Annotated in this window: 1 pseudogene; it reads right to left on the bottom strand. The window is 68.8% G+C overall.

Annotated features, from left to right (window positions below):
- Positions 1-2: 2 nt before the first annotated feature.
- Positions 3-1,088 (bottom strand): annotated as a pseudogene (locus EOA32_RS37395) (NAD-glutamate dehydrogenase domain-containing protein); the annotation flags it as partial.

The following is a 1,088-nucleotide window of genomic DNA, read 5'->3' as shown; positions in this document are numbered from 1 at the left end:
ACCTACATGCCCGTCAGGTCGCTCATCAGGCCGGACGCCACCGACAGCCGAGACACGGTGATGTCGCCGCCTTCGGTCAGCGCCTGCAGCCGCTCGCGGATGCGCCCGACCTGCTCGCCGCCGGCTTCCAGCCAGGCCGCCACCGGATCCGCCGCCTTGCCGTGGCCGGTAAGCGCCGCCACCGCGATGCCGCGCCTTGCGGCGCCGATCGTGTCGGTCGCGCGCGACAGCGCCAGCTGGTCGTAATAGTCCGGCGGCATGATCGAGCGCGCGGCCTCCTCGACGCGTGGAATGCGAAAAGCGTCGCTGACGGCGAAGAAGGCCCTGGCGGCGCTGACGATATCGGCATTGGCCGTGCGTGCGGTGAGCGCGATGTCCGGGATCAGGTCGCTCACCTCGGCCAGCGCCAGCTTTTCGGCAAGTTTGTCGGGCGCGCCGCCCTCAGTCAGGTCGTGCCGCCGCGCCTCGATCCGCTCGCGCGAGAAGGCCGGCAGCAGCGAGATGAGCTTTGGCTCCAAAGCCTTGCGCGCTTCCTGCAAGTCGGCGATGCGCTGGCCGAGCGGCGCCGAGGAGAGGTCGTTCTTCAGGTACCAGCCGCTGGTCATGAAGATGAGCCGGCTGACTGCCTGGTAGAGATCGAGCTGCGTCTGGCCGTCGATCTGGTTGTCGAGGGCATCGATCTCCTTGTAGAGCCAAGGCAGCGCGAAACCGTCGCGCACCAGGGCGAAAGTGCGCACGACGGCGCCCGCGGTGCGGCCCGTCGCTTCCTGCAGCCGGTTCACGAAGGACGGCCCACCGCGGTTGACGAGATCGTTGGCGACGACGCGCGCGATGATCTCGCGCCGCAGCCGGTGGGCACGGATCTCGCCGGCGAATTTCTTCGCCATCCGCTCCGGGAAATAGCCCATCAGATCGCGGTCGAAATGCGGATCGTCCGGCACGTCGCTGGCGACGATGTCGGAGAAGAGCACGATCTTGGCATAGGCAAGCAGCACGCCGAGCTCGGCCCTGGTCAACGGCTCGCCGCGAGCCTCGCGCTCGGCAAGCGCCGCCGGTGAAGGCAGCGTCTCGACGGCGCGGTCGAGCAG

Source organism: Mesorhizobium sp. M1A.F.Ca.ET.072.01.1.1 (genome assembly GCF_004023325.1).
Taxonomy (GTDB): domain Bacteria; phylum Pseudomonadota; class Alphaproteobacteria; order Rhizobiales; family Rhizobiaceae; genus Mesorhizobium.
The sequence above is the reverse complement of the archived record's forward strand: the minus strand, read 5'-3'. Positions and strand labels throughout refer to the sequence as shown.